We start from the raw sequence: 22,812 nt of genomic DNA, 5'->3' as shown, positions 1-22,812 counted from the left end.
GCGCGGGTTTGGTTCGATTGCGCTCCCGCTGGTTTGGATGAGCATGATCCCGGCGAACTAACTAGCCAGTCGTCCCGGGCTTGGTGTCTTTCACGCCAATAATCAGGCCATCTTTCACCCATCGCCCAAGCATTTCTCCTGCGCGCGGTACGCCTTGCTTCTCTCCATGTTGGGCGACCAGATCGTTACAGACGGTCGCGAAACTTTGACCCGCGGCCATGGCGTCGATCGCTGCGGCTTCGTCCGCTTCCAGAATACGGAAGCAGGATGTGAAGCCGGACCGCCAGACGAGGACATGGGACGGCGTGGGCAGGGTTATGGCGTTTGGCGGCTCCTGCGCTGTGGCCAGCGCTGACCATATGGCCGGGGCGTTCGTGCCCATGCCGCGCGATCGCATGTTCGGCATGAGTAGAAGAACCGCGTCCTCCCACATCACGTCCGCGAGCGCGCTTGGCGGCATTGGATCATGGTCCGGTCCGACAAAGGCATCCGCCAGCGCGACCTCCAGCCATGCCAATTCGGCGATTTCTGGGCTGTCGCTATGGATATCCGTCAAGGTCGAAGGGAAGCTGGACGGGTAGGCGTCAAGCGTCCATGCATGCGGCGGCCTGCGGTCGATATGCGTAGCCGCAGCGGCGAAGAACGCCTCATCGCCAATCCAGGCGCGGAGCTGTTCACAGGTGGAGGCAAGGCAGTCGATCAATTGAGCGCGATAGGTGTTCTGATATACCCTCAGACCCGGCGTCGCCGAATTACCAAAACTCTCCGTGACGACAAGGGACTCCTGTTGCAGGCGATCGCGAAAATCGCGCTGCATCGCGAGCAAACTCATGCCGCCCTCCGTGATGGCTGGACCGCGCGGGCGATGTCGAGTTCCATCAACAATGTTTCCAGCGGCGGGATGTCGTCATCACGTTCGATCATCGTCGCGACCGGACCCAGCCGATCGAGAGCGCGGGCATAGAGCGCCCACACGGATTCCGGCACGGGCCTGTCATGCGTATCGACCAGTAGTTCTTTGCCCTGACTATGTCCTGCAAGATGTATTTGGCGGACATGGGCAGCAGGAATGCCATGCAGATAGTCGATGGCGTCGAAGCCGTGATTGGCTGCGCTGACGACTATGTTGTTGACGTCCAGCAGCAATTCGCACCCTGTGCGCGCGCATAACGCATCAAGGAATTGCCATTCGGTCATCTCCGAATCTGCAAAGGCGATATAGCTTGACGGGTTTTCAATCAGCATGGTGCGGCCCAGCATATCCTGCGCCTGCGCGACATTGGCGCAAACGCAGTCGAGAGCTTCCTGCGTGTACGGCAGGGGCAACAGGTCGTGCGACTGGAAACCGTCTATTCGCGTCCAGCACAGATGATCCGAGACGAAGATCGGATCTATTTCATCGACGAGCTGTCTAAGCCGCGTCAGATAGCGGCGATCCAGACCATCGGCCGATCCCACCGACATTGATACGCCATGCAGGGCGACGGGATAACGATCGCGCACGCGCCGCAGAATGTCGAGCGGACGGCCGCCATCAATCATGAAGTTTTCAGAGATGACCTCGACAAAATCGACGGGCACCCGCCGCTCCAGAAAATCCTGATAATGCGGCTTGCGCAGGCCGAGGCCATAGCGGGAAATTTCGGGCTTGGTCATGGATCGTTCCCCGAAGGTCGGGATCCGGCCAGAGGGCGGCCGGATCCCGTCGCGTCACTTGGGTTCGGTAAGGCTGCCGCCCGCGGCTGCGCAGGCCTTCGTGGTCAGAACCTTGAAGCCCTGGCCCTTGCATTCATTCTGGCCTTTGCACTCGTTCTTGGCCGTTTTGCAGTCCGATGTGCCCTTGCAGCTATTGATGCCGTAGCAATGGACTTCCTTGGCACCATCGGCGGCGAAAGCCGGGGCGACGGTTGCGCTGGCGGCGATGGCGACAAGGGCGGCCGAGGCCGCGTAACCTGCGCCGGATGCGATGCTGTTCATAGTCATTCTCCTGTGGATGCCCGATGTATGGCACTGGGATTTCGGAGTTTGGCCGGCAGCGGTTACGCGGTCCGGCAAATTTTCTTACCAACGCAAAACGCGCGGTCCCAGAAGCGCGCCGATGCCGGCCGCCAGCACTATGCCCAACGTATACCATGTCAGGACAAATATCGCGGAGACTTCGGGGCAATGGAGGCAATAGAGCGTTGCCGCCCACGCACCCGCAGCCAGCCCGGCGGTGCCGCCTGCCGCCCGCAACCGCGTGGGCGCAAGCCTGCGGAAAGACCAGAGAAAGCCGATGAAGATCGGCGCCGACAGCAGAAGCACCATCAGCGAACATATCCTCCAGCTATGGCCCAGCCACATTGCCAGCCAATCGGCGGACGGCGTACGCGCCAACTCGACAGCGCCAAATCCCGCCAGCGCGGCCAATGGCAACACGACAAGCCACAGGGATGGGGGACGTGCGCCATCAGGCCGCGCCAGCCGTGCGGTCGCCCATATGGCGATCGTGCCGAGCGAAATGGTGTAGGTCCATTTCATCCAGAAATTGAAACCCCGCATTGCAAGATCGAGGTCGGAGCGAAGCCCCAGCATCAGGGCGATGACAATGATCGTCACCATCCCGCCCCCGATAAGGCCAACCGCCAGACGCCAGCCAACGGCGTTGCGGCGGACGGGGGGGACATTCTGCGTCAGGCTTTCGATAAGCGCTTCAGTATTCATTACGCATCTCCCCGGATGCGCGCCGCCAGCGCCTTGATCCCGCGATGAACCGATACTTTGATATCGGACTGGCCAATGCCGGCCCGGTCCGCCGCCTCAGCGACGCTAAGGCCGTCGATATGGGTTGCGCGGATCGCATGCGCTTGCTTCGCGGGTAGCGTATCGAGCAAGTGGTCCACATCCAGGCGGGCGATGCTCGATGCCTCGAAATCGTCCGCCAGGGCCACATCCTCTATATCGTCCATTGCGACTGTGCGGCCGTTTCTGCGGAAATGGTCGATCATCTTGTAACGGGCGATGGCGAACAGCCATCCTAAAAAAGGGCGGCTCACATCATAGGTGGCCCTTCGGGTATGAACGGCGATAAGCACTTCCTGCACAAGGTCCTCGACAAATTCCGCCTGGGAGCCGCAACGCCGCTGATAGAAGACGCGCAGCAGCGGAACGATTGCGCGAAGCAGCGACGCGTGGGCGGCGGCGTCGCCACTAAGGCCGCCGATCATCCATTGCTTCAACTGATCCTCACCGGCTTTCATGCGCGCTCCCGTCATCCATTCGGCCGAGGCGGCGCCCAGGTTACAGCCTGGCCGGCGAGGATGCGAAAATTCTTTTCTGTAACCGCGTCGCCTTGCGCTTCGAAAAGGCCATCGTGACCGCAATAGCCCCCATCGGTCACCGCGCGGCGGACCATTTACCGGCCGCCTCGCGAAGGGCGCGCCTTTCAATTGGAGAATAGGAATGACATCCACACATGCGGCCATCGCCGCCTCTCTGGCGCTGGCTTTCGCCGGCAACGCTACCGTTTCGCACGCGGCCGACACCGCCAAGATGGAGAAATGCTACGGTGTTTCCCTTGCCGGCAAAAACGATTGCAAGGCAGGCGCCGGAACGAGCTGCGCAGGCACCTCCAGAACCGATTATCAGGGCGATGCGTGGAAGCTCGTCAAGGCAGGAACCTGCACGCAGATCAAGACGCCCAAGGGGCCGGGATCGCTGACGCCAAAGGTTTGACCGTAGCGCGCCCGTACGGCCCGCTCGCTGTACGGGCGCGACGCTATCCGTCCGAAAAGGATGACATCATGCAATCATTTATCGATCTCTATGATCGCGGGAGCAGTGCGGCCCGCTTCATCCTGCCAACCAGCTTTCTACTGCTCGTCGACCGGCTCGGTATTGCGGCAGTGTTTTTTCTATCCGGGCGGACGAAGGTGGAAGGCGTGTTGACCATCACGCCGGGCACCTACGATCTGTTTCGTACCGAATATGCCCTTCCGCTCATCCCGCCGGAGATTGCGGCGCACGCAGCAACCTATTCCGAGCACATCTTCCCGATCCTGCTCGTGCTTGGGCTTTGTACGCGGGGCGCGGCCTCGGCGTTGTTGGCCATGACGCTGACCATCCAGCTATTCGTCTATCCCGACGCATGGCCGACGCATCTGAGCTGGGCGGGACTGATGCTGCCGCTCGTTGCCCTGGGTGGCGGCCAATGGTCGCTCGACGCGGTCCTCCGGCGGAGGATCAAGGGGAATGCGAGATGGCCTGCAGAGAGCCTTGCTTAACTCGACGATCTGGCGATTGTATCGACCGGATGGGTCGATCCGCCTGGATAGCGGCTGGTTGCCTTCAGGGGGCAGGTCTGGGAGGAACCGGATAGACGATGAAGTCGGCTGCCCGGTCGATCACCGGAGCCGGACCGGCCTTGGCGGCCATATGCTGGAGAATGGTGATTGCCTCTGGCTTGAGCGGCAGCGGATGCTCCAGCGGGTGCGTTGCCGCCTCCATTGGATAATCCTGTCCGGGCGTGGTCGTCATTTCAATATGCGCGCCAAGCAATGCGCGGACCGGATGCTTGGCGGCGAAGGCGGCAAGGCGGTCGGCGCTAGCGCGGAACTCGCCGAACTTGTCGATCGGCACGTAGAGCCTTCCCGGATACAGCATATCGCCGGAAAACAACAATCGCGTCCGGCCGTCATAGACCATGATGTGCGCAGGCTCATGGCCGGGCGTGGGGATGATGTCGAGAATGCGGCCGCCCAGGTCGAAGCGGGCAATGTCGCGCGGCCAATCGCTGATATGGAAATATGCCGCGACGTCCTTCGGCGTCAGGCCCACAATGTCCGTGTCGGGCCGGTCGCGGAATTCGTCGTCCCCGGCATGATGATCGCCATGGCCATGCGAGTGGGCAATGATGAGAAGAACCTTGGCATTATCATGCTTGGCCCGCCAGTCATCGACCAGCCGATCAATGGCTGGACGGATTTTAAGCCCGCCCGCTCCGCTGTCGATCAACAGCGCGCGATCCTTCCCGAAGATCAGATAGAGAAATGGCGCCTCGAAATTGGTTTTGACGGACTGGCGGATGACGAACGTGTCTGCGTCGATCGATTGTATCTGGGTCTCCGGTTCCGTTGCCGCCGTCCCGTCGATCCAATGCTCGAACTGAGGCGTCACCGGCGCAGGCGCTGCCGCTCCCAAGAGCAGCACCCCGCCAATCAATGCGGCATAGAGAGGCTTGGCGGCAAGACGGCGGATGGCGTGAAGCAATGCGGTTTCCCCCTATCGCCACCATATGAATTATTACTGCCTGAGCAAGCCGGCAAGGGATGGCGGGGGCCGGATCTACGTCGACATCCTGAGCGGCAGGGGCGATTCTTCCCAGGATGCGATGCGCATGCGACTCTGCGCCATGCCCGCACCGGTTACAAAGAGCGATATGGCTCCAGAAAACGCCGATTTCCGCTATTCCCGGGACATCAGCAGATATCCGGGAAGAAAATGGTGCCCCAAGGCGGACGAAAGCGATGAATATGAATCGCCGCTTCTACTACGCTAAGGCCGCATTTCTCCGTATCGCGCCGCCGACCGTCGCCATCAAATACCTCAGAATGCTATGATGTAAGGCGGGCCGAATGGCAGATTTCGGCAGAAGATCTCCTGAAGCGGGCCTTCGCTGCCAGCCCACTCATCGGTAAAGGTCAGTCGGCAAAATCGCCAGCCTTGATGCGCGCCGTCACGCCGCGGATACGGCGTTCAAACGCGTGAACCATAATCTCGCTGGCCCGCTCCACAGGGCGCGCGAAATCGGCGTCGTCCGGAAACTGGAGTAGAACCGCGTCATGGACCGGCAGCGTGACCGGCTCGACCCCGAAGTCGGCGATGATAGCGATTAGGGCTTCCTTGAATATCAGCGAGGCGGTCGATTGTACGGGCTGATTTAACGCCCAACGCTCTTCCTTCGGTGATAGCCGATCGCCTGTGGTGGTGCGCAGGCGCCGATTTCCAAAGAGGCTCGCGACATTACCATTCGTCAGAAGGGACTCCTGCTGGCGGACCCGATAACGCGCGAGATCGGGGAAGGCCTGGAAGAAATCGGATATCCTAGCGGCATACCCATCGCGCTCGGCGCCAGTTGCGTCACTCCCGGCGAGCATCGAGGCGATCCCGCGAATAATGAAACGTGACGTCTGAACCGCAAAGGGGTCCGGCGCATAAGCAAGTAACGAGACCTCAGTCATAGTCGCGCTCCGTATCGAGCACGCTGGTGATCGATACCGGAAGTGGTGGCGCAACAAAACGCCCTGACGGTTCAGCCCCTTATAAACGTTTTTCAGATCGTCGCGCAGGCACGGTCGCACATGATCGCGGATATGGGGCGTGAAATGCAGCTCCTGGATCGCGAGCATCGCGATGCGGTCCTTCTTGCTGCCGAACGCGTCAGCGTAGAGCGTCGCTCCACATCGTGTCGCGCAGTCCGGTTGGTCGCGCACGACTGTTATCGCATACGCTAGTGTCGCACTTCTCCGCCTTGCTCCGCCGATTGGCGCCGTGATGCGCCTGGTCATGATCGAAAGGCAACCGCAAACTGTTAATTCTCAGTGCAGAGCTCTTGGGAAGGTCCACTGCGTCAGTTGCCAACAGTATGATCTAATGTTAGCCGCAGCGGCATGAGTCTGCGTGAGAAACAAATGATTGAGCGGCGCCATCGCATCCTCGATGCAGCCGAGAGATTGATCCGAAAAACGGGCGGAACCGATTTTTCCGTGCGGACGCTTGCCAGTGTCGCTGAAGTGGCCCCTGCAACGCCATTCAACCTTTTTTCGTCAAAGGAAGCATTGCTTTATGCTCTGCTCTCGCGAAGTCTCGACACCATCATTTCAGAAGGCTTGAAATTCAAAAGCCCGAATCGGCTCTTTCACATAGTCGAAGCCGCCACGAACGCTGTCGACATGTTTGCGCGTGATCCAGAATTCATGCGCCCGCTCTATCGCGTTCTCCTTGGCGTCAGTGATGATGTGCACCGGCCCAGATTCATGGAACGCTCGATCGGCTATTGGAAGACAGCGGTTGCGACGATCCCCGACCAGAAGCTGCTGTCGACGGAACGGCAACGGAACTTTCTGACAGCCGCTATTCAGGCGCAATTTCTCGGTTTACTCGAATTTTGGGTACATCAGGAATTCGACGACGATACGTTCCGCCAACACTCGGTTTATGGCGTGCTCTCCAACATAATGGGATTGCTGGATTCCGAGAACAAGGAGCAAATGCTGCCTCTTTTTCAAAAGGTCATCGAAGGACTGCAGCATTTCGAATGGTGATCTAAAGCTGGCACTGAGGGAAGCGGTCGATCGCGTCGAGATCGCTAGGGTCCGGACCCAATAAATTGGTTTCCTTGGACGCAACACCGTGATTCATTGCCTCTGTGAGGAGGCGGTGAGATGTCCGATTTCTTTTGGTTTTCCGACGCGCAATGGGAGCGGATTGCGCCGCTTTTGCCGACGGATGTGCGAGGCAAGAAGCGTGTCGATGATCGCCGGGTGCTGAGCGGGATCGTCCATGCGCTGCGCTGTGGCGGTCGCTGGGCGGACTGCGCCGATGTCTACGGGCCGAAGAAAACACTCTACAACCGTTTCGTCCGCTGGTCCGAGCGCGGCATTTGGGAAGGCATCTTCAGCGCGCTCGCAGGGGCCGAAGATGCGCCGGACCGGCTGTTCATCGACAGCAGTTGCATCAAAGTCCACCGCTGCGCGGGCGGCGGAAAAGGGGGGCCTTGGCTCATGGTATCGGCTTCACCAAAGGCGGGCGCAACACCAAGCTCCATGCCGTCTGCGACGCGAAAGGCCGTCCCGTCGTCCTGATCCTGACGCCCGGGAACGTCCACGATTGCAAGGTCGCCAAGCGCTGCATCGAGGCGATGCCGCCTTCGGCCAAACTCGTCGCCGACAAGGGCTATGACAGCCAGGCCCTGCGCGAGTGGCTCGACGAGCGCGGCACCGAGGCCGTCATCCCACCCCGCAAGAACCGCAAAATCCAGTACGACTACGACAAGGCCATCTACAAGCAGCGCAATGTCATCGAGCGCATGTTCTGCCGCCTGAAGGACTGGCGGCGCATCGCCACCCGCTTCGACCGAAACGTCAAAAACTTCATGAGTGCCATCGCCCTCGCCGCCGCCGTCATCTGGTGGTTGTGAGTCCGGACCCTAGAAATGGCTCTTGCTATAGGTCCTTACCGCACCTCTGAAATCGCCTTTCTGCTCGAGAACCACACCGGGATTCCCCCTCCGGACACCTGTCGGGCGCGATGATCCACATCGCCGCGACAGAGGCCGCGTTCTTACCCGATTGGGTGAGCTCCGCGCTATGATTTGCGCGGATAGTCGGAAGTTTTTCCCTCCCCGCCCGGCCATCGTACCGGCGTCGTCGAGGCAAAGACCTCTCCAACTTCACACTAGGGAGCAAGGTGAATCACGGTAAGCGCTGTGCTCAGGCCACGGCTGTCCAGGGCATGAGCTCGGCGAGGCGGTTGGCCGGGTGACCCTTAGCCAGAGCGACGAGAGTACGGTTCAGCCAGTCGTGCGGATTGATGCCGGACAGCTTGCAGTTCTCGATGAGTGTGGCGATCACCGCCCAGTTGTCGCCGCCTTCGTCTGAGCCAGCGAAGAGGGCGTTCTTGCGATTTAGGGCAAGAGGTCTGATCGACCGCTCGACGGTGTTCGTGTCTGCGCCTGCCGGTACAGGGGAACATGGTCGGCGTACTTCGATACCAGAACCTGGGCGATCAGCGCCTCGGTCGGAATGCCGCCCTCGACGATATGGGGCGGTGCCGGGGCTTGGACGACCGCACTCTCGCAAGAACGGCAGCCGTAGCGCGGGCGACGCGTCACAAGGACGCGAAAGGTGGCTGGCACGACGTCCAGGCGTTCGGAGACGTCCTCGCCGATCGCATGCAGCGCGCCGCCGCAGCACGGGCAGGCCTTGTCTTCAACATCGACCACCTGCTCGATCCGCTGGAGGTGGGCAGGAAGCGAGCCGCGGTTGGTCTTGCGCGGCTTCTCGCTTCGAGAGAACTGCGCGACCGCATCGCGGACCGCGCGGGCCTGCCCTAGCGCCGTCTCGACATCCTCCAGGCCAAGCTGGAGCTGGTCAGGATCGAGCTGCTCGGAACGCGGGCCGAACCGGTGGCGCATGAAGGCGTCGATAATCGCCTGTAGCCGCTCGATCTCTGCATCGGCCTCCCCCTTGGCGAGGGTCAGTTCCGCGAGTTGGGCATCCTTGGCGACCTGTGCCTCGGCAAGCATCCGGGACTGTTCGAGGACCAACGCGCGTAGCGTGACAACGTCCTCAGGCAGGTCCGCTTCGGTGAGCATGGAGAGAGTGAATCAGCAGGCGAAAGCCCCGTCAACCGGCAATCTGCGGCGCTTGTGGCCGGCGCCCACCATGTACCCGGCGCCAGTCCAAACCTTCTAGCAAAGCGCCAAGTTGGGCCGCCGTCACACGCATGACGCCGTCTTGTATCCCAGGCCAACGAAAGCCGCCCTGCTCGAGCTTCTTCGCCATTAGGCACAGCCCCGTGCCGTCCCACCAGATCAGCTTTATCCGGTCGCTCCGCTTCGCCCGGAAGACATAGATGACCCCGGAAAAGGGATCTCCGCCGTACTCGGCACCGACGAGTGCAGCCAGAGCGTCCGGGCCTTTGCGAAAATCCACTGGCCGCGTTGCGATCATGACGCGCGCGCCAACACCAGGTCCGATCATCGCGTCGCCTTGAGCGCTTCGATCACCGCGGTGATCAGCCCTTTATCGGTACCACGGGCGATCCTCACCGCTACACCGTCTATCTCCAGTTCGACCGCGCTCGGAGACGATCGGCGCCGACGCCGAGGACGCTTCGCCATGGGAACCACATCGCTCGGCGGCGACGGCTCGATCACTGCGGGAACGAAGAGAGGCGCGGGCGCCGGGGCAACTGGAAGTGTGAAACCTTGGGCTTCCATCTGCTTGCGCAGTTCACGGCGCCAAGTGAAAAGCTGCGAGGGGATCATGCCATGCCGCCGAGCAACGGCGCTGACGGACTCCTGGCCGGAGTAGCTCTCCGCAACGATCGAGAGCTTGACCTCAGGTGGCCAATCCCGACGCTTCCCCGCGCCGGTGAAGACCTCGAACCGCTGAACCCCGCTAGTGCCAGCATCGTCACATGACATCGTCATAGCACTAACGACCTCCGCCTGATCAAAGGCGGCGAAACTCGGCTAGGCGGCTCATACCCGCAAGGTGGGGCTCAGGCTCCGCTTACGAATCACGCGCATGTCGCGCGATTGGAAACGCCAAACGTCACCGTCGCGAACATAGCTGTCCACATAGCGCACCACCCCAAAGACGCTAACGCTGCCGACGACCAGTTCGAGATGGGCGCCGACGATGCCGGTGGCCCGGTCGGGCGATTCGAAACGGCACTGAACGTAATTCGGCGTGTGAACCGTCATCCCCATGTGCGACCGTGCGGATTTGATAAATTCGACGATCCCGTCACGGCCCTGCGCATTAAGCTGACCCGACGAACTGAACGTGGCATCAGCGGTAAAGCTCGCGGCCACGCCTTCCGAATCATCATCGTCCGATGCCACAAAATAGGAAACGACAAGGTCCGAGATCGCAATACGATCCTCAAGCCGGCGAATGCGCTGCTCAACGTCCATGTTTGGGGAGCACGTCAGATGCCCGCGCTTTTACACCTTCATCCCTTCGGAGGCGTTCCATCCGCAATATTGCGTAATTGATTTATGCATGGCGATTCCCTTCTGCCGCTTCCTGAACACTGCGTAACTCGCCCCCAAGCTACCATGGCTGCTGGATTTGACTCGGCGTCGAAGGCCCTTGCGTAGTCCATGAAATAATGTTAGATCACGATATATCAAATGCGGGTCGGCCGCGCCTTTGGGTGCCTCGAACAACCGCACAAACGTCATGTTCCTGGACAGGGCGCAAAGGAGAGAGGATGCCGGATGCATATCTCAGGAGGCTCTATCGCGTCCTCTCTCTCTCTCGCTCGTCCGGCATTGGTTCAGGAGCGCAGCCGCATTCGGCTTCGTGCCCCAGATCAGTGAACTTCGAGAAGGGAGCAAGCCCGCTCCCCAGTTATGGGAGGATGTATGAGGGACTATATTGGGATTTCACTCTATCGGGGGCACCGCTGTCGACGGGCTTCTCTTTTGCTGGCCACAGCGCTTGCCACCCTGTCCGGCCCCGTGCTTGCTCAGTCGGGAGGCAGCGGATCACCTGGTGAGCAAGAAGCGCAGGCACCGGCGGTTGCCGATCAGGATATCATCGTGACGGCTCGCCGGACCTCCGAACGTCTGCAGGACGTGCCGGTGGCCGTGACAGCTTTCGGCAACCGCGATCTGGTTGAACGGCGCATCTCCACCGAAAGCGATCTCCAGAGCGTTACGCCTGGCCTTACCGTTCGCCAGAACACGTCGTCCAATCAGCTGGGCCTTTCCATCCGCGGCCAGGCGGTCGACGCCTTTTCCTATTCCGCCCCTGCGGTTCTTGCCTATTTCAACGAAACCCAGGCTGGCGGCGTGACTTCGACCGCGTTCTTCGATCTCGAATCGATTCAGGTTCTCAAAGGACCGCAAGGGACATTGTTCGGCCGCAACGCAACCGGCGGCGCCGTCCTCTACAAGACGCGATCGCCAAGCAAGGACTTTGAAGGTTATCTCAGGGCTGGCTACGGCAACTATGACAACCGCGAAGTGGAAGGCGCGATCAACGTCCCGCTGGGCTCCTTTGGGGCGCTCCGTGTGTCGGGAAAGATGCAGAAACGCGATGGCTTCCAGCACAATCTTTATAATGGCGATCGCCTCAACAGCATAGATTCGCGTAATATACGCGGCAGTCTGCTCATCAGTCCGGATGGATCAGGCTTCGAGAACACGACCGTCTTCCAATATGGCAAATATGGCGGAAACTCGGGCGGCGTGAAAGTCCAGAACGCCTATGCGGCCGGTCAGACCAACAACGGCTATGCGCTCAATGCCACGGCAGCAGCGCTTTATGGACCGGGTTTCATCAATCTCACGACCGACCCGCGCGTGCGCCAGCTCGGCTTCGATGGAATCGCCGATTATATAAGCAAACAGAAAAATATCGGCTTCTATGACTTCTACAATGATGCCGATGGCCGCCATCGGGCGCGGCAATATATTGTCACCAACACCACGACCTATGAAGTCAGCGATGCGGTAAATTTCAAGAATATCATTGGCTATAACAATGTTGTTTCCCGCGACAAGTCGGATGCGGACGGCTCACCCTTCCAGATGGTGACGGCAGGCGTCAACGATTCCACTCCGTGGAACTATACCTATCAGACAGAACAGTTCTCAAACGAGTTCCAGGTCAATGGCAAGCTGCTCGACAACCGCCTGACCTATATCTTCGGACTGTTTGTCTCCCGCGAGACCAATGGGCAGATTGCCCGCTACAATGTCGGCGGAGACTATCCGGGCGGCACCGCTTCACCGCCGGGGCTGTTCCTTTATAATTTCGAAACCAAAGATACCTCGAAGGCCGTATTCCTGCAGGCGACATATGCCCTGACGGACCGCCTCAACTTCACGGCAGGCGGCCGCTACACATGGGAAAAGATCAGCATCCACCAGCGTCCCGGAGATCTCTATGGTTCGCTGGGCGTCGGGCCACGCTCCTCGAAATTCTCGAAGCCGAGCTGGACCGTCGGGCTGGATTACAAGGTCACGGACGATCTCCTCCTCTATTTCAATCATCGCGGTAGTTGGCGCACGGGCGGTTTCAACGGGACCAGCACCGATCTGGTCGGTGGCGTTCTCGTCCCCAACCAGTTCAAGCCGGAGACAACTTACGATTTCGAGATCGGTGCGAAGCTGGCGGGAAATCTGGGGCCGATACCGGCGCGCCTCAATATCGCGCTCTACGATCAATATGTTAAAAACGTTCAGCGCACCGTCTATATCGATATCACGGCTGTCAGCGGCAACGTGAACAAGGCCCGGGTGACGGGCGCCGAGATCGATGGATCATTCGACCTTACGCCCTGGCTGCAGGTTGGCGGTGCATTCACTTATACCCACGCACGATATACCGATCCGCAGGCGGTTGTCGCCGGTGTCAGCCTTCCGTTCGGCCCCTACGCCGATTCGCCCAAATATTCCGGATCGGCCTTCTTCCGGGCAAAGGCCGATCTGGCTAACGATGCCGGCGAAGTCGCGCTTCGCGGTGACCTCTATGCCCAATCGTCGACTTACTACACCAATCTTGCCGACACGCTTACTCCCGACACGAAATTGCCGGGCTATGGAATCCTGAACGGACGTCTCGAATGGAACAGGATCCTGGGTTCTGATGTCTCCGCCGCCGCCTATATCCGCAATATCACGGACAAGCATTACTATGCTGGCGGATTGGGCGTGGGTGCGGTGATCGGCGTCAACGGCACGTTGACGGGCACACCACGAACCTATGGCTTCGAGCTTTCGGTCAATTTTTAATGAAAGGGCCCGCGCCAACCCAGTCGGTGCTGGTGCGGGCCGCTGATGTCCAAAGCTTTCCCACTCGGTGCCGAAACGCCGAGTGGGGAGCTGTTGATAACGGGAACAGGTCGTGCTTGAGCGCCAATTTACCGAGGAACAAGAGCAATTCCGGCTCGCTTACCGCCGTTTCCTGCACGAAGAGATCTGCCCGCATATGGAGGCGTGGCGGCATAAGGGAATCGTGGACCGCGAGGCTTTCCGCAAGGCAGGCGCCAAGGGCTTCCTGATGATCTGGCCCGACGAGGAGCTTGGCGGGCTGGGAGACAGCGACTTCCGCTTCGAGCAGATCATCATCGAGGAGCAGCATTATGCGCTCGCCGCCGACTGGTTCGCACCGCTCCACAGCCGGTTGGTTGGCCCTTATCTGACGCGATTTGGCAGCCGCGAACAACAGCTGCGGTTCATACCGAAATGCGCAGCCGGAGAGGCCATCCTCGCGATCGCGATGACAGAGCCGTCCGCCGGGAGCGACATTGCCGCCATTCGAACGACGGCCTTGGAAGATGGCGATCATTTCGTGCTCAACGGCAGCAAGACATATATCTCGAACGGTATCAACGCCGACCTCATCATTGTCGCCGCGAAGACCGATCCCAAGGAAAATCCAAGACAGATCGGGCTGTTTGTGGTCGAACGCGGAATGCCCGGCTTCGAGCGCGGCCGCATGCTCGAAAAAATGGGAAACAAGGCCCAGGACACGGCGGAACTGTTCTTCGAGAATGTCGTGATTCCGCGCGAGAACGTCCTCGGAGACCCTAAGAAGGGCTTCCATTATCTGATGCAGGGTCTTGCGGAAGAACGACTGATCGGGTCCGTGGGTTTTCTCGCGGCTGCGCAGAAGGCGTTCGACCTTACACTTGAGTTCGTGCGCGAGCGCGTGGTGTTCGGGCGAAAGCTGAGCGAGATGCAGAATACTCAGTTCAAACTGGCAGGGCTTCGCACCGCGCTCGACATCCAGCAGGTCTATGTCGATCAACAGGTGGCGGCGCTGAACGCCGGCCAGCTTGCGCCCGTCGATGCCGCGAAATCCAAACTTGCGACAAGCGAACTGCTTGGCCGCGTCGTCGATGTGGGGGTACAGCTCCATGGCGGCGCCGGCTATATGGACGAATATCCTATTTCCCGGATGTATTGCGATGCGCGCGGTGCCCGTATCTACGCGGGAACATCGGAAATCATGAAGACCATAATCAGCCGGGATTTTCTTTCGGACGACTACGTTCCTTTCAATGACCGGCAAGGTTATTGAATAAATCGATTAATAGGAGACAATAATGGAGCTGGAAAACGGATTTTCGGCTGTAGTAACCGGGGCGGCTTCGGGACTGGGTGAAGCGACGGCGCGGCGGCTCGCTCATGCGGGAGTCAAGGTCGCGATCTTCGATCTCGACAAACAACGTGGACAGGCCGTGGCGGCGGACATTGGAGGCATCTACTGCCACACCGACGTGACGTCCGAAGACTCTGTCGCCGCAGCGTTCGCGCAGGCCCGCACGGCACATGGCCAAGAACGAATCCTCGTGAACTGCGCGGGCATCGCGACCGTCAGAAAAACCGTCGGCCGCAGCAAGGAAACAAGGCGCGCGGAACTCTATCCCGTGGCCGAGCTTGAGCGCGTGATCGCAATCAACCTTGTCGGTACATTCCGGTGCATTGCCCATGCCGCTGCGGGAATGCTGGAACTGCCGCCGCTCGCTGACGGAGAACGCGGCGTCATCGTCAACACATCGAGCGTTGCGGCCCAGGACGGCCAGATGGGACAGGTTGCCTATGCGGCGTCGAAGGCGGGCGTCCTGGGCATGGCGTTGCCGGTCGCCCGCGATCTCATGGCCGATGGCATCCGTGTCAACACGATCCTTCCCGGCCTGTTCGAAACGCCGATGATGGCCTCGCTGCCCGAAAAGGCGCGGCTCTCCCTCGCCGCTTCGGTTCCTTTCCCGAAACGGCTCGGCCATCCAGACGAGTTTGCCGAACTGGTCTTCTACATGGTCACGAACGGCTATGTGAACGCGGAAGCGGTTCGACTGGACGGGGCGATCCGCATGGCGCCGCGCTAACCTCCTATTGAATGGTGATCGGAACATGGCTGAAGCTTATATCTATGACGCGGTTCGCACCCCGCGGGGGCGAGGTCGCCCTGACGGCGCGCTTCACGAAATCACGGCGCTCTCGCTCGCGGTCCAGACGCTTCAGGCATTGAGGGATCGCAATAGCCTGGACACGGCCCAGGTCGACGACGTGATACTGGGCTGCGTGATGCCCGTAGGGGAGCAGGGCAGCGACATAGCCCGCATAGCGGCGTTGGTGGCAGGATACAGCCAGGATGTGCCAGGCCTTCAAATCAATCGCTTCTGCGCATCGGGCCTTGAAGCCTGCAATATCGCCGCCGCAAAGGTGATTGCGGGCGAGGCGCGCTTTGCCATCGGCGGCGGTGTGGAATCGATGTCACGCGTCCCGCTTGCAGCCGATGGCGGAGCGATGCTGGTCGACCCGAGCTTCGCCTACGATCACTATTATGCTCCGCAGGGTATCGGCGCGGACATGATTGCGACCATGGACGGCTTCACCCGCGAAGACGTCGATGGCTATGCCGTGCAAAGCCAGAGGCGCGCGGCGAAGGCCTGGGAGGAGGGCCGCTTCTCGAAATCGGTCATCCCTGTTCTCGATCAGGCCGGGGTCGTCCGGCTGGCGCATGACGAGCATATGCGGCCGGGAACCGATGTGCAGTCGCTGGGCGCCCTCAAACCTGCCTTCGCCAAGATGGGCGAAGCGGGCTACGATGCCGCGGCGCATGCGCGATACCCCGGTCTGGGGCCGATCAACCATGTGCATCATGGCGGCAATTCATCGGGGATCGTCGATGGGGCGTCGGCCGTCCTGATCGGATCGAAGGAAGCTGGCGAGGCCGCTGGCCTCAAGCCGCGTGCGCGCTTTCGGTGTGGCGTCTCGATCGGCAGCGAACCGACGATCATGCTGACCGGGCCGGAGTTCGTCACCCGCAAAGCTCTTCAACGCGTTGGCATGGAGTTATCCGACATCGATCTTTTTGAATTGAACGAAGCGTTCGCTGCCGTGGTGCTCCGATACCAGCGTGTCTTGGGCATCGATACGGAGAAGCTGAACGTTAACGGGGGAGCGATCGCCATGGGCCACCCGCTTGGCGCAACGGGCGCAATGATTCTCGGGACCGCTCTTGATGAGTTGGAACGCACCGGCAAGGGGACAGCTCTTGTCAACCTGTGCGTCGGCGCCGGCATGGGAACAGCGGCAATAATCGAACGGGTGTGAGGAGCGTCATGGACAATTTCACGATAGAGATAGATGGCGACGGCATTGCCCTGGTGACATTCGACGTTCCGGGCCGGTCGATGAATACAATCACCGCTTCGGTGCAGCGTGATATCGACGAACTCGTCATTCGCCTTACCGACGATCCGGCAATCCGGGGCGCCGTGTTGCGTTCAGGAAAGGCGAGCGGGTTCTGCGCGGGCGCGGACCTCAACGAGATGCTGGACGACATCAAGCGCTGGCGTGCGGCAAGGACACAGGAGGAACTGCGCGATGGTGTAGCCGATGCAGCCGGCCTCAGTCGCCGCATCAGGGCGCTGGAAACCTGCGGGAAGCCCGTGGTAGCGGTGGTCGAGGGCCTCGCATTGGGTGGCGGACTCGAACTGGTGCTCGGGTGCCACTATCGGATCGCTGCCGACAAGACCGATCTTCATATCGCCTTTCCAGAGGCAGGTATCGGCCTTCTTCCAGGAGCAGGCGGCACGCAGCGCCTTCCCCGGCTCGCGGGCCTCGGCGCTTCGCTTCCCTATCTGCTGGACTGCAAGCCCATCGCGCTCGCGGATGCGGTGGCGGCGGGCGTGTTTCATGCCGCCTTGCCAGCCGAGCAACTGCTTGAAGCGGCACGCGGATGGATATTGGGGGGCGGAAACGCGGTCGCGCCCTGGGATGACAAGGGCTTCAAGGTGCCCGGCAACGGACCGCACTCGCCGGCCGGCTATAACCAGTTCGGTCCCGCAATGGCCGCACGCCTGGCAGACGGGCAAACGCCGTGGACGGGCAATATTCTCAAATGCCTCTACGAGGGTCTCCAAGTGCCGATCGATGCCGGTTTGCGGATCGAGAGCCGCTATTTTTTCAACACCGCGCGCTCGCCCGAAGCCGCTGAGCACATCGCGGCCTTCCTGGCGAGTCGGGCATCGCGGGCGAAACCCGCTGCGGCCGTTTCGGTGGACAAGGCCACATCATGATCCGGCTATTCGTAACGGATCGCGGCGGGACGGAACACGCCATTGAGGCTCTCGAAGGCATAAGCCTGATGGAGGCCATACGCGACGCCGGGATGGATGAGCTTCTGGCGCTTTGCGGTGGGTGCTGTTCATGTGCGACGTGCCATGTCTATATCGACGCCGCCTTTGCCGATCGATTGTCTCCGCTTACTGATGACGAGAATGATCTGCTCGACAGTTCCGATCATCGGACGGCGCTTTCACGCTTGTCCTGTCAGATCCAGCTGGGCGAAACGATCGATGGCCTGCGCGCGACAATCACGCCTGACGACTGAGCCAAAGATGACTCTTGAACATATTGTACCACGGGCCAAGGAATCCGGACGTTTCCATTGGACAGCGATCTGGTGAGCGAGGAACCGAGACGTCCATGGATCTATGATCCAGAGGATGAGGATCTGCTCAGCCATGACGGACGATGGCGGCAAAGACGGCGCATAGCCGAGCTTCTGCGCGCCCTCAAAAGACTGGCCTTGCGTGCCAATCTTGATGAGGGCGCCTTATCGCAGTTCGAGCGCAAGCTTGCGCGACAGGTTCGGACATTCAAGGGCACGGCAGAGATCGGCGATCGCACAGAATATATGGCGTCCCAAGGTTTGGTCGGTCCGCGCAACCGACTGGCCCTGGAGATGAGCGGGGTCATCGGACGATCGAACGCGGCAAGCCTTCCAATGCGTTTCTTCAGAAGCCAAGATGGAAAAGTTTGTGCGGAAGTGCACCCCGACAATAGTCATGAGGGACCGCCTGGATACCTTCACGGCGGCCTCATCGCCGCGTTGTTCGACGAATTTCTCGGCCTGGCGCAAGATGATCTGCCCGGGCCTCCAGGGCTGACGGGCACTCTATCAGTTCGGTATCTCAGCCCGACCCCGATAGATGAGCGCCTGACACTGATGCTACGTTCGGCTGAAGAGGACGGGCGCAAACGCCTTCTAAAGGGCGAGCTATGGGCGCGCGACCAGCCCACGGCATCCTGCGATGCGCTCTTTATTCAGCCACGCGAAGAGGGCTGACCAATCGCGATTTTTGATTATCAACTATCACATCAGGATTTACGAAGGCGATACACCATGGGGAGGCCAGCACATCACCTATCGGACGATTTCCGGAACGCTATGCGAAGATTGGCAACGACGGTCTCGTTGATCACGGCCGGAGAAGCAGAGAACTGGACAGGAATGGCGGCGACGGCGGTGATGTCAGTGTGTGCCGATCCCCCAACGCTGCTTATCGCCGTCAATCGCAGCGCCTCTATCCATTCCATACTTCGAGTCGGTGGGAATTTCTGCGTCAATCTTCTGAGCGAACGGCATCAGGACCTCATAGCCATATTCAGCGGAGGCCGAAAAGGAGCCGATCGTTTCAAGGATGGCGCGTGGACAACTGGCGCGCGCGGATTGCCGCTATTGTCGGACGCGCTGGCAAGTTTCCAGTGCCGGGTCGAAACTATCGTCGAAGCGGGCACGCACACCCTTTTCCTCGGCATCGTTGAGCAGGTGAACCAACACTCGGTCTTCGATCCTCTGCTGTGGGCCGATGGCGCTCCCGCCGCGCTACGGCCGCTCCAAGCGACGGAAATCAAAGAATAGCGGGAATCCGGCGCATCGCTTCAGCCAGCAGTACACGGTAGGAAACGGCGGAGGACATTGGCCGGTCACGGAAACGGCTCGCGCCGGTGCGGACGCTCAGACTGCCAGGTGTGAGGATCAAACGCTTCTCATGACGACCGGACGATCAACGTTTGTCGATGGACCTGTTGTTCAGTGTAGGGCCTCTGCAAAAAGGGCGAGCAACTCGCGCCAATGCCTTTCGGCCGCCTCCTCATTATAGACGGGAGTGTCAATCATCGTCCAGCCGTGCAATGCACCTGGATAGATTTCGCACATATGGTCGACCTTGGCGTCGGTCAGCGCGTTTTTCAGACGCTGGTGCATGTCCAGGGGATAATAGCTATCCGCATCGGCACCTGCGATATGGATGCGCCCTTTCATCTTCGGCGCCAGCAGGTGCGGGCTGAGTTCGGAATCGGTCGCCAGATTGCCGCCGTGGAAACTGGCCGCAGCAGCGATCCGCTCCGGATAGGTGCCGGCCACGGTCAGGGAAATGCCGCCACCCATGCAATATCCGGTAGTGCCAACCTTCGTTCCGGCCACGTCCGCGCGAGTATCGAGATAGGCAAGATAGGCGGCGGTGTCTTCGGTTGCCCGGCGGTTATCGGTGGAGGCCATCATAGGTCCGAGCTTCGCGAGCGCCTCCGGAGAGGAGAATATGGTCGTGGCGTCGAGCGGCTCATAATGACCCAGGCGATAGTAGAGGTCCGGCAGCAGCACGACATAGCCCTCCGCCGCCAGCCGTGCGCTCATCGCGAACAGGGTGGGACGGATCGCGATGCCGTCCATGAAGAAGATGACGGCAGGCCACGGCCCCATGCCTTCAGGCGTGAACACGAAGGCGGGGCAGTCCCCATCCTTCGTGCGTATGGATGTCGTTTCCTGGCCCAAAATCGTCCTCCTTCCCGATTCATGCGATCCCGCGTCCCGCCCGATTCAAGATCGTCGGCGGGACTTGGAATCTAGAGCAAAGTATATCCGCCATCTATGTTGATCGAACAACCCGTGAGGAAGGGGGCCTCTCCGCTTGACAGGAACAGGGCGAGGTTCGCGATCTCCTGCGGTTGTGCGATCCTGCCGGCAGGGGTCGCCTTTTCAAGATCCGCTATGAATGCGCGTGGCAGTTCCGCCACCATGGGCGTCTGGATGACACCCGGGCAGATAGTGTTGACCTGAATACCGAACGGCGCACATTCCACAGCGGCGACCTTCGTGATCTGCATGACGCCGGCCTTCGCCGCGCAATAGGCGGGCATCTGCGGCATGACGACCGAACCGGCGATCGAGGCGGTATTGACGATGGCCCCGCCGTTGGCGCGCATAAGCGGAATGGCATGACGCATACCAAGAAAGACGCCGCGCAGATTGACTGCGATGACACGGTCGAATTCCTCTTCGTCATAGTCGGCCAAAGGCGCCTGCGCGCCGTCAAGCCCGGCGTTGTTGCACAGGATGTCGAGCTTTCCGAAACTAGCCACCGCATAGTCCAGCATCGCTTTGACATCGTCCGAGCGCGACACGTCTGCGGAAAAGCTCCGGGCGCTTGATCCCAACTGGGCTGCGGCTTCTTCCTCGCGACCGCTGATGTCCGCGATAATGACTCTTGCTCCTTCTTCGATAAAGGATTGAGCCATGATTTTACCGATACCGGATGCGCCGCCGGTTATAACCGCGACCTTTGTTTCCAGCCTTCCTGCCATTCATTCCTCCCGTCATTGCCGCCGCAGCAGCATGCAACTGGCGGGTATTCCCCCACCGTTAGACACCAGAGCGATATTGCTGTTGATGATCTGGCGCTCCCCGGCGTGCCCTCTCAACTGGATGATCGCTTCCCGGAGATGGCCATAGCCATTGGTCCGGCCGGCGCAGAGATGGCCGCCGTGCGGGTTGAGAGGCAGCGCGCCATCGCGCGCGATCGTCCGGCCGCCGTCAAGAAAGGCCGTAGCTTCCCCGAAACCGCAAAATCCCAGAGCCTCGAGCCAGGAGACGACATTGAAGGTGAAGCCGTCATAAAGGAGCGCCACGTCGACCTCGCCAGGCGTGAGCTCCGTGCGCGTCCAAAGGTGCGCCGCAGGACCAAAGATGTTCGCCTGATGGGTCAGCGTTCCCTGATCCCAGGATTGCGGCTCGGCGATCTGCGTTCCCACGGCTTCGACCAGGATGGGGCGGTGAGGCCGGTCCTGTGCCGCATCGATGGCGGAAACCACGAATGCAATCGCCCCATCGCAGGGGACGTCGCAGTCGAATAACCCGAAAGGCGACGAGATCAGCCGCACACTGAAATAATCGTCGAGGTCAATAGGCCGGGTGTAGAGCGCCTCCGGATTGAGGGCGGCATTACGCCGGGCGTTGATCGCTATCCAACCCAGCATTTCCCGGTCAGCGCCGAAACGCGCGAAATACTGGGAAGCATAGAGCGCGATCCAGTTTGCGGGAGAAGCCGCGCCGAATGGCACGCGCCATGCCAGTTCCCCTCCGATACGACCATGCGCTTCGCGTATTGCGGGGCGCACCGCCTCGGCAAAGCTCGTAAAACAAAGCACATGGCGGCACAGGCCGGAGGCGACGGCCAGCATCGCATCGATCACCGTGCCCGCCTGACCCGGCGTTTCATGCGCACCGCAATGCCATACCGGATTGATCCGCAATATCTGTTCGACCGCGCGTATCCCGCCAGAAGAAACTCCTGGCAGACCCGCGCTGCCCGGATAGGCGCAAATCCCGTCGATGTCCCGCCGATCGAGACCGGCATCGGCAATCGCCGCCATGCAAGCGTCAATGGTCAGCGACAAATTCGAGACGGCAAGCTTTCTACCGATAGTGGACGTTCCAATGCCGGTGAAGGCGACCTTCTCCTCGAACCGTCCCACCCGATTGCCCGGCCGAACGACGGGCGCCGGAAGATCGAGGCGTATCGGCTGGTCTTCCGGCCCTTCATCGGGATCGAGTTCGAACAAGGGCAACCAGATGTTCTGCTGTTGAAGGAATGTCACGCGAACGGACATGCCAACCCGGACCGCCTCGGGCGCCATATTGGTGATATTGGTCGTGAGCCTGATCGAAGAATCTTCCTTCAGGCCGACGATGGCGATCGCATAGGGCAGCTCGAAACCATCGACCCACCGCTGATGGTTGACCGTGATGGCGAGGACCGTCGCTTTGCCGGACGCAATGCGATGTTCGCTTATTGCCGTCAGGCAGTCCGGGCAAATCTCGAGCGATGGATGACGCCATGCCGCGCAGGGCACGCACCAGCCTATCCTCAATTCACCAATCGCGCCGCCAAGCCAGAATGGGGCTTCGTGGGACGCCGGGGCGGGCAATGGTCTATCAGCCACTCAAGCCACCTGTCGCG

At 60.4% G+C, this 22,812-nt stretch carries 26 protein-coding genes and 1 pseudogene; 12 read left to right on the top strand and 15 right to left on the bottom strand.

What is annotated here, in order from left to right; translation table 11 throughout:
• Nucleotides 1-61: 61 nt before the first annotated feature.
• The 5 genes from KFK14_RS21615 to KFK14_RS21595 all read right to left on the bottom strand — a co-directional run bounded on the left by KFK14_RS21615 (nucleotide 62) and on the right by KFK14_RS21595 (nucleotide 3,239).
• Nucleotides 62-832 (bottom strand): HvfC/BufC N-terminal domain-containing protein, encoded by a 771-nt coding sequence (locus KFK14_RS21615; protein ID WP_212609066.1) that lies wholly within the window; start codon nucleotides 830-832, stop codon nucleotides 62-64.
• On the bottom strand, nucleotides 829-1,656 hold the full coding sequence (gene bufB, locus KFK14_RS21610) for an MNIO family bufferin maturase (protein WP_212609065.1): 828 nt from the start codon (nucleotides 1,654-1,656) through the stop codon (nucleotides 829-831). The genes KFK14_RS21615 and bufB overlap by 4 nt, the downstream gene beginning before the upstream one ends.
• 54 nt (nucleotides 1,657-1,710) lie before the next feature.
• Nucleotides 1,711-1,977 carry a BufA2 family periplasmic bufferin-type metallophore gene (gene bufA2 / locus KFK14_RS21605; RefSeq protein ID WP_212609064.1) on the bottom strand — a complete coding sequence of 89 codons (267 nt, stop codon included), beginning with the start codon at nucleotides 1,975-1,977 and terminating at the stop codon, nucleotides 1,711-1,713.
• A gap of 84 nt (nucleotides 1,978-2,061) precedes the next feature.
• Nucleotides 2,062-2,703 carry a DUF1109 domain-containing protein gene (locus tag KFK14_RS21600; protein ID WP_212609063.1) on the bottom strand — a complete coding sequence of 214 codons (642 nt, stop codon included), beginning with the start codon at nucleotides 2,701-2,703 and terminating at the stop codon, nucleotides 2,062-2,064.
• Complete coding sequence (locus KFK14_RS21595) at nucleotides 2,703-3,239, bottom strand: sigma-70 family RNA polymerase sigma factor (protein WP_212609062.1); 537 nt, start codon at nucleotides 3,237-3,239, stop codon at nucleotides 2,703-2,705. The genes KFK14_RS21600 and KFK14_RS21595 overlap by 1 nt, the downstream gene beginning before the upstream one ends.
• Before the next feature lie 202 nt (nucleotides 3,240-3,441).
• Between KFK14_RS21595 and KFK14_RS21590 the strand changes: the two genes are divergently transcribed.
• Nucleotides 3,442-3,714, top strand: coding sequence for a BufA1 family periplasmic bufferin-type metallophore (locus KFK14_RS21590; protein WP_070155783.1), 273 nt, complete (start codon nucleotides 3,442-3,444; stop codon nucleotides 3,712-3,714).
• Between the two features lie 68 nt (nucleotides 3,715-3,782).
• Nucleotides 3,783-4,262, top strand: a complete 480-nt coding sequence (locus KFK14_RS21585) for a DoxX family protein (RefSeq protein WP_070155781.1) — start codon at nucleotides 3,783-3,785, stop codon at nucleotides 4,260-4,262.
• Between the two features lie 64 nt (nucleotides 4,263-4,326).
• On the opposite strand, the gene KFK14_RS21580 is transcribed toward KFK14_RS21585, so the two are convergent.
• On the bottom strand, nucleotides 4,327-5,247 hold the full coding sequence (locus tag KFK14_RS21580) for an MBL fold metallo-hydrolase (protein WP_425516636.1): 921 nt from the start codon (nucleotides 5,245-5,247) through the stop codon (nucleotides 4,327-4,329).
• A 431-nt stretch (nucleotides 5,248-5,678) separates the two neighbouring features.
• The gene (locus KFK14_RS21575; protein ID WP_212609061.1) at nucleotides 5,679-6,470 is read right to left on the bottom strand and encodes a DNA polymerase; all 792 of its coding nucleotides are present in this window, start codon (nucleotides 6,468-6,470) and stop codon (nucleotides 5,679-5,681) included.
• Nucleotides 6,471-6,647: 177 nt separating this feature from the next.
• Between KFK14_RS21575 and KFK14_RS21570 the strand changes: the two genes are divergently transcribed.
• Both KFK14_RS21570 and KFK14_RS21565 read left to right on the top strand, forming a co-directional pair.
• Nucleotides 6,648-7,301, top strand: coding sequence for a TetR/AcrR family transcriptional regulator (locus tag KFK14_RS21570; protein WP_081659724.1), 654 nt, complete (start codon nucleotides 6,648-6,650; stop codon nucleotides 7,299-7,301).
• A gap of 120 nt (nucleotides 7,302-7,421) precedes the next feature.
• A protein-coding gene (locus tag KFK14_RS21565; protein ID WP_425516635.1) for an IS5 family transposase occupies nucleotides 7,422-8,176 on the top strand; the annotation gives its coding sequence in 2 pieces (ribosomal slippage) (nucleotides 7,422-7,763 and nucleotides 7,766-8,176; 753 coding nt in all).
• Between the two features lie 292 nt (nucleotides 8,177-8,468).
• Here KFK14_RS21565 and KFK14_RS21560 read toward each other — a convergent pair.
• From KFK14_RS21560 to KFK14_RS21540, 5 genes and pseudogenes are all read right to left on the bottom strand, one after another.
• A complete protein-coding gene (locus KFK14_RS21560; RefSeq protein ID WP_212611288.1) occupies nucleotides 8,469-8,609 on the bottom strand; it encodes a transposase domain-containing protein in 141 nt (46 codons plus the stop codon).
• 95 nt (nucleotides 8,610-8,704) lie between these two features.
• Nucleotides 8,705-9,352: pseudogene (locus KFK14_RS21555) on the bottom strand (transposase domain-containing protein); the annotation flags it as partial.
• 31 nt (nucleotides 9,353-9,383) lie between these two features.
• Nucleotides 9,384-9,740: an IS66 family insertion sequence element accessory protein TnpB gene (gene tnpB, locus KFK14_RS21550; protein WP_212609059.1), complete on the bottom strand. Its 357-nt coding sequence runs from the start codon at nucleotides 9,738-9,740 to the stop codon at nucleotides 9,384-9,386.
• Nucleotides 9,737-10,186, bottom strand: coding sequence for an IS66-like element accessory protein TnpA (gene tnpA / locus KFK14_RS21545; protein ID WP_246525074.1), 450 nt, complete (start codon nucleotides 10,184-10,186; stop codon nucleotides 9,737-9,739). The genes tnpB and tnpA overlap by 4 nt, the downstream gene beginning before the upstream one ends.
• A gap of 57 nt (nucleotides 10,187-10,243) precedes the next feature.
• A complete protein-coding gene (locus tag KFK14_RS21540; RefSeq protein ID WP_212609057.1) occupies nucleotides 10,244-10,681 on the bottom strand; it encodes a nuclear transport factor 2 family protein in 438 nt (145 codons plus the stop codon).
• Between the two features lie 513 nt (nucleotides 10,682-11,194).
• On the opposite strand from KFK14_RS21540, the gene KFK14_RS21535 reads away from it, so the two are divergent.
• From KFK14_RS21535 to KFK14_RS21500, 8 genes are all read left to right on the top strand, one after another.
• Nucleotides 11,195-13,510, top strand: coding sequence for a TonB-dependent receptor (locus KFK14_RS21535; protein ID WP_212609056.1), 2,316 nt, complete (start codon nucleotides 11,195-11,197; stop codon nucleotides 13,508-13,510).
• A 112-nt stretch (nucleotides 13,511-13,622) separates the two neighbouring features.
• Nucleotides 13,623-14,801 carry an acyl-CoA dehydrogenase family protein gene (locus KFK14_RS21530; protein ID WP_246524731.1) on the top strand — a complete coding sequence of 393 codons (1,179 nt, stop codon included), beginning with the start codon at nucleotides 13,623-13,625 and terminating at the stop codon, nucleotides 14,799-14,801.
• 25 nt (nucleotides 14,802-14,826) lie between these two features.
• On the top strand, nucleotides 14,827-15,609 hold the full coding sequence (locus KFK14_RS21525) for an SDR family NAD(P)-dependent oxidoreductase (RefSeq protein ID WP_212609055.1): 783 nt from the start codon (nucleotides 14,827-14,829) through the stop codon (nucleotides 15,607-15,609).
• Between the two features lie 25 nt (nucleotides 15,610-15,634).
• Nucleotides 15,635-16,840 (top strand): acetyl-CoA C-acetyltransferase, encoded by a 1,206-nt coding sequence (locus KFK14_RS21520; RefSeq protein WP_212609054.1) that lies wholly within the window; start codon nucleotides 15,635-15,637, stop codon nucleotides 16,838-16,840.
• A gap of 8 nt (nucleotides 16,841-16,848) precedes the next feature.
• Complete coding sequence (locus tag KFK14_RS21515) at nucleotides 16,849-17,808, top strand: enoyl-CoA hydratase-related protein (protein WP_212609053.1); 960 nt, start codon at nucleotides 16,849-16,851, stop codon at nucleotides 17,806-17,808.
• Nucleotides 17,805-18,122, top strand: coding sequence for a 2Fe-2S iron-sulfur cluster-binding protein (locus tag KFK14_RS21510; RefSeq protein WP_212609052.1), 318 nt, complete (start codon nucleotides 17,805-17,807; stop codon nucleotides 18,120-18,122). The genes KFK14_RS21515 and KFK14_RS21510 overlap by 4 nt, the downstream gene beginning before the upstream one ends.
• Nucleotides 18,123-18,179: 57 nt before the next feature.
• Nucleotides 18,180-18,860, top strand: a complete 681-nt coding sequence (locus KFK14_RS21505) for a PaaI family thioesterase (protein ID WP_212609051.1) — start codon at nucleotides 18,180-18,182, stop codon at nucleotides 18,858-18,860.
• A 102-nt stretch (nucleotides 18,861-18,962) separates the two neighbouring features.
• On the top strand, nucleotides 18,963-19,436 hold the full coding sequence (locus tag KFK14_RS21500) for a flavin reductase family protein (RefSeq protein ID WP_246524730.1): 474 nt from the start codon (nucleotides 18,963-18,965) through the stop codon (nucleotides 19,434-19,436).
• A 171-nt stretch (nucleotides 19,437-19,607) separates the two neighbouring features.
• Here KFK14_RS21500 and KFK14_RS21495 read toward each other — a convergent pair whose 3' ends face one another.
• The 3 genes from KFK14_RS21495 to KFK14_RS21485 form a co-directional block, all read right to left on the bottom strand.
• A complete protein-coding gene (locus tag KFK14_RS21495) occupies nucleotides 19,608-20,348 on the bottom strand; it encodes a dienelactone hydrolase family protein (protein WP_246524729.1) in 741 nt (246 codons plus the stop codon).
• A 71-nt stretch (nucleotides 20,349-20,419) separates the two neighbouring features.
• Nucleotides 20,420-21,157: an SDR family NAD(P)-dependent oxidoreductase gene (locus KFK14_RS21490; protein ID WP_212609049.1), complete on the bottom strand. Its 738-nt coding sequence runs from the start codon at nucleotides 21,155-21,157 to the stop codon at nucleotides 20,420-20,422.
• A gap of 12 nt (nucleotides 21,158-21,169) precedes the next feature.
• On the bottom strand, nucleotides 21,170-22,795 hold the full coding sequence (locus tag KFK14_RS21485; RefSeq protein WP_212609048.1) for a thiolase C-terminal domain-containing protein: 1,626 nt from the start codon (nucleotides 22,793-22,795) through the stop codon (nucleotides 21,170-21,172).
• Nucleotides 22,796-22,812: the final 17 nt, after the last annotated feature.

Origin of the sequence: Sphingobium phenoxybenzoativorans (assembly GCF_018286635.1) — a bacterium.
Classification (GTDB): domain Bacteria; phylum Pseudomonadota; class Alphaproteobacteria; order Sphingomonadales; family Sphingomonadaceae; genus Sphingobium; species Sphingobium phenoxybenzoativorans.
Note: the sequence above shows the minus strand (reverse complement) of the source record. Positions and strands in the feature narration are given on the sequence as shown.

Excerpts from the sequence above, each read along its gene's own strand:
- KFK14_RS21520 (WP_212609054.1), top strand. The coding sequence starts at position 15,635 with ATGGCTGAAGCTTATATCTATGACGCGGTTCGCACCCCGCGGGGGCGA.
- KFK14_RS21515 (WP_212609053.1), top strand. The coding sequence starts at position 16,849 with ATGGACAATTTCACGATAGAGATAGATGGCGACGGCATTGCCCTGGTG.
- KFK14_RS21615 (WP_212609066.1), bottom strand. The coding sequence starts at position 832 with ATGAGTTTGCTCGCGATGCAGCGCGATTTTCGCGATCGCCTGCAACAG.
- KFK14_RS21510 (WP_212609052.1), top strand. The coding sequence starts at position 17,805 with ATGATCCGGCTATTCGTAACGGATCGCGGCGGGACGGAACACGCCATT.
- KFK14_RS21490 (WP_212609049.1), bottom strand. The coding sequence starts at position 21,157 with ATGGCAGGAAGGCTGGAAACAAAGGTCGCGGTTATAACCGGCGGCGCA.
- KFK14_RS21525 (WP_212609055.1), top strand. The coding sequence starts at position 14,827 with ATGGAGCTGGAAAACGGATTTTCGGCTGTAGTAACCGGGGCGGCTTCG.
- bufB (WP_212609065.1), bottom strand. The coding sequence starts at position 1,656 with ATGACCAAGCCCGAAATTTCCCGCTATGGCCTCGGCCTGCGCAAGCCG.
- tnpA (WP_246525074.1), bottom strand. The coding sequence starts at position 10,186 with ATGTCATGTGACGATGCTGGCACTAGCGGGGTTCAGCGGTTCGAGGTC.
- KFK14_RS21600 (WP_212609063.1), bottom strand. The coding sequence starts at position 2,703 with ATGAATACTGAAGCGCTTATCGAAAGCCTGACGCAGAATGTCCCCCCC.
- KFK14_RS21570 (WP_081659724.1), top strand. The coding sequence starts at position 6,648 with ATGAGTCTGCGTGAGAAACAAATGATTGAGCGGCGCCATCGCATCCTC.
- KFK14_RS21595 (WP_212609062.1), bottom strand. The coding sequence starts at position 3,239 with ATGAAAGCCGGTGAGGATCAGTTGAAGCAATGGATGATCGGCGGCCTT.
- KFK14_RS21590 (WP_070155783.1), top strand. The coding sequence starts at position 3,442 with ATGACATCCACACATGCGGCCATCGCCGCCTCTCTGGCGCTGGCTTTC.
- tnpB (WP_212609059.1), bottom strand. The coding sequence starts at position 9,740 with ATGATCGGACCTGGTGTTGGCGCGCGCGTCATGATCGCAACGCGGCCA.
- KFK14_RS21500 (WP_246524730.1), top strand. The coding sequence starts at position 18,963 with ATGCGAAGATTGGCAACGACGGTCTCGTTGATCACGGCCGGAGAAGCA.
- bufA2 (WP_212609064.1), bottom strand. The coding sequence starts at position 1,977 with ATGAACAGCATCGCATCCGGCGCAGGTTACGCGGCCTCGGCCGCCCTT.
- KFK14_RS21540 (WP_212609057.1), bottom strand. The coding sequence starts at position 10,681 with ATGGACGTTGAGCAGCGCATTCGCCGGCTTGAGGATCGTATTGCGATC.
- KFK14_RS21585 (WP_070155781.1), top strand. The coding sequence starts at position 3,783 with ATGCAATCATTTATCGATCTCTATGATCGCGGGAGCAGTGCGGCCCGC.